This is a genomic window from Streptomyces atriruber, assembly GCF_001418325.1.
Classification (GTDB): Bacteria; Actinomycetota; Actinomycetes; order Streptomycetales; family Streptomycetaceae; genus Streptomyces; species Streptomyces atriruber.
Map to the genome: position 1 here is coordinate 1 of NZ_LIPN01000610.1, position 5,327 is coordinate 5,327.

Here is a 5,327-nt window from a genome sequence, read left to right on the forward strand (position 1 = left end):
CGACGAACCGACCAACAACCTCGACCTGGCGGCCCGGCACAAGCTCTACGCCGTCCTGGAGAGCTTCACCGGCTGTCTGCTGCTGGTCAGCCACGACCGCCCGCTGCTCGACCGCATGGAGCGCATCGCCGAACTGGGCGGGGACGAACTGCGCTTCTACGGCGGGAACTTCAGCGCGTACGAGGAAGCCGTGCGCGCCGAGCAGGAGGTCGCCGAGAAGAACATCCGCAACGCCGAGCAGGAGCTGAAGCGCGAGAAGCGCGAGCTGCAGCAGGCCCGCGAGCGGGCGGACCGCCGGCAGAGCAACGCCGCCCGCAACCTCAAGAGCGCCGGTCTGCCCCGCATCTTCGCCGGCAACATGAAGCGCGGCGCGCAGGAGTCCGCGGGCCGGGCGGGCCAGATGCACGCCACCCGGGTCAGCGAGGCCAAGGCCCGGCTCGACGAGGCGGGACGCGCACTCCGCGAGGAACAGCGCATCACCCTCGAACTGCCCGACACCCAGGTACCGGCCGGGCGCAACCTCTTCCTCGGCGAGCGCATGCAGGTCCGGCACGCCGACCGGGCCGTGTTCGCCGACGGCGGCGTCGACCTGGCCGTCCGCGGTCCCGAGCGCATCGCGCTGACCGGGCCCAACGGCGCGGGCAAGACCACGCTGTTGCGCCTGATCACCGGCGACCTCGCCCCGGACGACGGCGAGATCAGGCGCAACGACGGCCGCATCGCGTACCTCTCCCAGCGCCTCGACCTGCTCGATCCGGAACGCACCGTGGCGGAGAACTTCGCCGCGTTCGCCCCCGAGCGGCCCGAGGCCGAGCGGATGAACCTGCTCGCCCGCTTCCTCTTCCGGGGCGCACGAGCCCACCTGCCTGTCGGCGTGCTCTCCGGCGGCGAGCGGCTGCGGGCCACCCTCGCCTGCGTGCTCTGCGCCGAACCGGCCCCTCAACTGCTGCTGCTCGACGAGCCGACCAACAACCTCGACCTGGTCAGCGCCGGTCAACTGGAGAGCGCACTCGACTCCTACCAGGGCGCCTTCGTCGTGATCAGCCACGACGAGCGCTTCCTCGCCGAGATCGGGGTGAACCGCTGGCTGCGGCTGGCCGACGGCGCGCTCAGGGAGATCGGAGCCCCCACGGTGTGACCCGTCGGTGAGCGACCTGGCCCGTGCCGAGGCGCGCGCAGCGCCCGGCGGGCCGACCACCGACACCACAGGAAACGGCCCCCATGTCCCAGTCCCAGCCTGCCCTGCTCGCCCATGAGATCGTGCGCAGCCTCGGCGGCCGTCGTGTCGTCGACGGCGTCTCCCTGACCGCCTCCCCCGGCCACCGCATCGGCCTGATCGGCGAGAACGGCGTCGGCAAGTCCACGCTGCTGCGGCTCCTCGCAGGCGTCGACGAGCCCGACACCGGCAGCGTCACACGCCCCGATGACCTCGGCTTCCTGCACCAGGAGATGCCTTTCGACACCGGATCGACCATCGCCGCGGTCCTCGACGAGGCGCTGCGCGAGGCCCGCGACGACCTGGCGGAGCTCCAACGGCTGAGCGAGGAGATCTCCCGTGCCCCCGAAGGCACCCCCGGTCATCAGGAACTCCTCGATGCCTACGGCCGACGTCTCGAACAGGCCCAGGACCGCGAGTCCTGGGACGCCGACCACCGAGCCGCCCTGGTCCTGGAGGGGCTCGGCCTGGGCGCGCTGGCGCACGACCGCACGCTCGGCTCACTGTCCGGCGGGCAGCGCGGGCGTCTCGCGCTGGCCGCGCTGCTCGTCCGGCGGCCGACGGCGCTGCTCCTCGACGAGCCGACCAACCACCTAGACGACGGCGCCGCCGCGTTCCTGGAGGAACAGCTGCGCGACCTGCCGGGCACGGTGGTGGCCGCCAGTCACGACCGTGCCTTCCTCGACGCCGTCTGCACCGATCTGATCGACCTCGACCCGGCGGTCGACGGCCCGGTCCGGTACGGCGGCAACTACTCCGCGTACGTGAGCGCGAAGCACGCCGAGCGGGAGCGCTGGGAGCGGCGGTACGCCGAAGAGCAGGAAGAGCTGGGGGAGTTGCGGCACTCGGCGGGTGTCACCGCTCACCGGGTGGCCCCTGACCGGGGGCCGCGCGACAACGAGAAGATGGGTTACGGCCACCGGGCGGGCCGGGTGCAGAGCCAGATCTCCCGCCGGGTGCGCAATGCCGCGCGACGCCTGGCGGAGTTGGAGCGCGTCCAGGTGGCCGCGCCACCGCGCCCGCTGCGGTTCGCCGCCGGGGCGCTGGCTGCCGCTCGGCCGGAGGAGGACCCGGAGCCGCTGGTCGCGCTGCGCGACGTGCGGGTGCCTGGGCGGCTCGCGCTGGACGTCCTGGACGTGGCGGCGGCCGAGCGGCTGCTGGTCACGGGCGCGAACGGTGCGGGCAAGTCGACGTTGCTCGCCGTGCTCGCCGGACGCCTCGCCGCCGAGGGCGAGGTGCGCCGACGGCGCCACCTGACGGTGGGGCTGCTCACTCAGGACACCGTGTTCGACCGCCCCGACCGTACGGCCCGCGACGCCTACGCGCGGGCGCTGGGTCCGGAGCGGGCCGAGGCGGTCCCGCTGACCTCGCTGGGCCTCGTACACCCGACCGACCTGGGCAAACCTCTCGGCGCCCTGTCCGTCGGGCAGCGTCGACGGTTCGCGCTGGCCCTGCTCGTGGCCCGGCCGCCTCAACTGCTGCTGCTCGACGAGCCCACCAACCACCTCTCCCCGCGCCTGTGCGACGAACTGGAGGAAGCCATGGGCTCCGGTCCCGGGGCGATCGTCCTCGCGAGCCACGACCGCTGGCTCCGGCGGCGGTGGCAGGGCCGCACGCTCCGGCTGACGACATAGCAGCACGGCGGTGACCTTCGTTGCGGCCCGCGAGGGTCACCTGTCAGGATGGTGACGTGAATCTCGACCACGTCTTCGTCTGCGGACACCCGGCCCTCGACTTCGCGGCCACGCTCCGCGCACGGCGCTCCACCCGGTTCGAGATGTTCGTGACGCCGGAGCGGCTCAATGCCTGGTATCTGGAGTCCGGGCTCGTGGACGCGATCACGCCCGGGGACGAGAGCGACGTCCGGGCGGCGACGACCGTGCGCGAGGCGATCTACCGGCTCCTCACCGACCGCCGCCTCGGCGAGGGCTTCGACCGCGAGGCGCTCGCCGTGCTCAACGCCGCCGCCCGCCGGACCCCCGTGACACCCCAGCTCACCCCGGCCGGGCGGCACAACGAGGCGACCCCCGAACAGGCCCTGGCCACCGTGGCCCGCCGGGCCGTCGAACTGCTCGGCGGCCCGGACGTCCCGTTGCTCAAGGAGTGCGGCAACCCCGAGTGCACGCGGATCTACGTCGACCGCTCCCGCGGCATGCGGCGCCAGTGGTGCGGCATGGAGTCCTGCGGCAACAAGATCAAGGCCGCCGCGTACCGCGCGCGGAAGAAGACCGGGCAGCCCGGGACGTGACACCGCCGTTCAGGTGCCTGTCGAGGGCTGCCGTGAGCCCCGCCATCGCCGCGGCGGCCAGGGCGAAACTGCCGCAGACGAAACTCACGGAGTCGGCCCACGCGGTGGGCCTGCCGAACATCGAGGCGGTGAACCGGACCCCCGCGCCGAGCGCACCCGCCCCTGCGGCGAGCAGCCACGTGCCGGGGGTGAGTGCGCTCCAGGCGTTGCCCGCGGCCGCAGATCGCGCGATGCGCAGGAGGACGCGCCCGGCAAGCACCGCACCGGCGAGCGGCGAGACAAGGGCCGCCCCCAACAAGAGCATCGCGGGCAGCATCCAGCTGCCGGGGTCCTCGGACGAAAGGATCATGACTGCATGACGGCCTGAGCGGCGGAAGGGTTGCACGGCCGGCGCACCCGGACAGTGCGCCCGGGGGTCTGCGCGCCCGGTCGGTGCGGTCCGACCGTCATCCCAGCACCGCCTGCAGGTCCAGCCGCTTCACGTCGAGCTTCCGGTAGATCCTGGTGAGGTGCTGCTCGACGGTACTGACCGTGACGTACAGCTTCCGGGAGATCTCGCGGTTGGTGAACCCGTCGGCGGCCAGCTCGGCCACGCGGCGTTCCGCTTCGGTCAGCTCGGCGTCCGGCTCGGGGTGGCCGGGCCGTTCCGGTGCCGCCGGGGTCGGCGCGGGCGGGGTGGTCACGGACGGGGGCGCACTGCCCCAGCGCCGGGCCAGGAGCTCTGCCTTGCGGGCGAGCAGCCGCGCGCGTTCCGTCTCGCCGCCCACTCGTACGGCCTCACTCTGCTCGGCCACGGCGCGGGCCAGCTCGAAGGCGTCACCGGCACCCCTGAGCACCGCGACGGCCTCGTCGAGCAGCTCGGCCCGGCCGGGGGCAGGCGAGGTGGCGGCCCGCAGGCGCAGCGTCATGCCCCAGGTGCGGCCGTCCGCCGGTGCGGGCAACGTCATCTGGTCGTCGACGAGTTGGCGGGCCAGGAGTGCTTCGCCGAGAGCCAGGTACGCTTCGGCGGCGCCGAGCCGCCACGACTCCAACGCGGGCAGGTCGACGCCCCAGCTGCTCATCCGCGTACCGCAGGCGTAGAAGTCGCACAGGGCCGCGTAGTGGCAGCCGGTGGCCAGGTGGTAGCGGCCGCGCGCCGCCAGGTAGTGCAGTCCCGTGCGGGTCTGGAACACCGCCTGGGGCACGGGCCGTTCGAGGAGGGCCGCCGCGCCGTCGACGTCTCCGAGGGCCGCCTTCGCCTGTACGGCGGCCGCGAGCGGAAGGCCCACCGCGGCGCCCCAGCCCTTCTGGCCGATCAGGTGGAGCGCGGTCGCGGACCGCCGCTCCGCCGCGGCCGGGTCGCCCTGGCGCAGGTGGATGAGGGCGCGCCAGGCGGTGAACCACGCCTGCCAGGTGGGGCTGTTGCGTTCGCCCGCCTGCGCGATGAGCCCGTCGCACCAGGCCGCCGCCCGGTGCGGCCGGTCCCGGTAGGTCAGCGTGGCGAGGGCGGCGGTCTGGACGGCGACGGTGCGGGGGCCGAGCCGGTAGCGGTTCAAAGCGCGTTCGGCCGCCTCGGTCGCCTCGGTGGCGTCGTGCTCGCCGCCGCGCAGCAGGTCGTTCATCAGGGTGCCCGCACCCTGCAGTTCGGGGGTGGCGGCCGGCGGGGCCGAGCGCTGTGCGGAGAGCACGTCGGACCCCAGACGCTCCTTGACGTGCCCGGGGTAGAGGTAGGCGCCCCACAGCCACGGGGTGTCGAGGTCCGCGGCGTTCATGGAGGGCGCCCCGGCCGGGCCCGGGCCGGTGAGCGCACTGATCGCGTCCAGCCCTTCGTCGACCCGGCCGTGCCAGAGGAGGTGGGCGGGGAGGGGCGGTGTGGCGGTGACC

The 5,327-nt window shown here is 73.9% G+C and carries 5 protein-coding genes; 3 read left to right on the forward strand and 2 right to left on the reverse strand.

Annotated elements, in window-relative coordinates:
- The 3 genes from AOK03_RS39190 to AOK03_RS39200 all read left to right on the forward strand — a co-directional run.
- The coding region (locus AOK03_RS39190) for an ATP-binding cassette domain-containing protein (protein WP_055570111.1) at positions 1–1,138 on the forward strand (1,138 nt) is incomplete at its 5' end.
- A gap of 83 nt (positions 1,139–1,221) precedes the next feature.
- Entirely contained in the window at positions 1,222–2,850 is a 1,629-nt protein-coding gene (locus AOK03_RS39195) for an ABC-F family ATP-binding cassette domain-containing protein (RefSeq protein ID WP_055570112.1), read from the forward strand.
- Between the two features lie 56 nt (positions 2,851–2,906).
- The gene (locus tag AOK03_RS39200) at positions 2,907–3,464 is read left to right on the forward strand and encodes a CGNR zinc finger domain-containing protein (RefSeq protein WP_055570113.1); all 558 of its coding nucleotides are present in this window, start codon (positions 2,907–2,909) and stop codon (positions 3,462–3,464) included.
- Here the strand turns inward: AOK03_RS39200 and AOK03_RS43010 are convergent.
- Positions 3,412–3,813 carry a hypothetical protein gene (locus AOK03_RS43010; RefSeq protein ID WP_157869219.1) on the reverse strand — a complete coding sequence of 134 codons (402 nt, stop codon included), beginning with the start codon at positions 3,811–3,813 and terminating at the stop codon, positions 3,412–3,414. The two genes, AOK03_RS39200 and AOK03_RS43010, sit on opposite strands and share 53 nt — an antisense overlap.
- 97 nt (positions 3,814–3,910) lie before the next feature.
- Positions 3,911–5,327 (reverse strand): helix-turn-helix domain-containing protein (locus AOK03_RS39210; protein WP_244177944.1); only part of this gene is annotated, 1,417 nt, incomplete at its 5' end.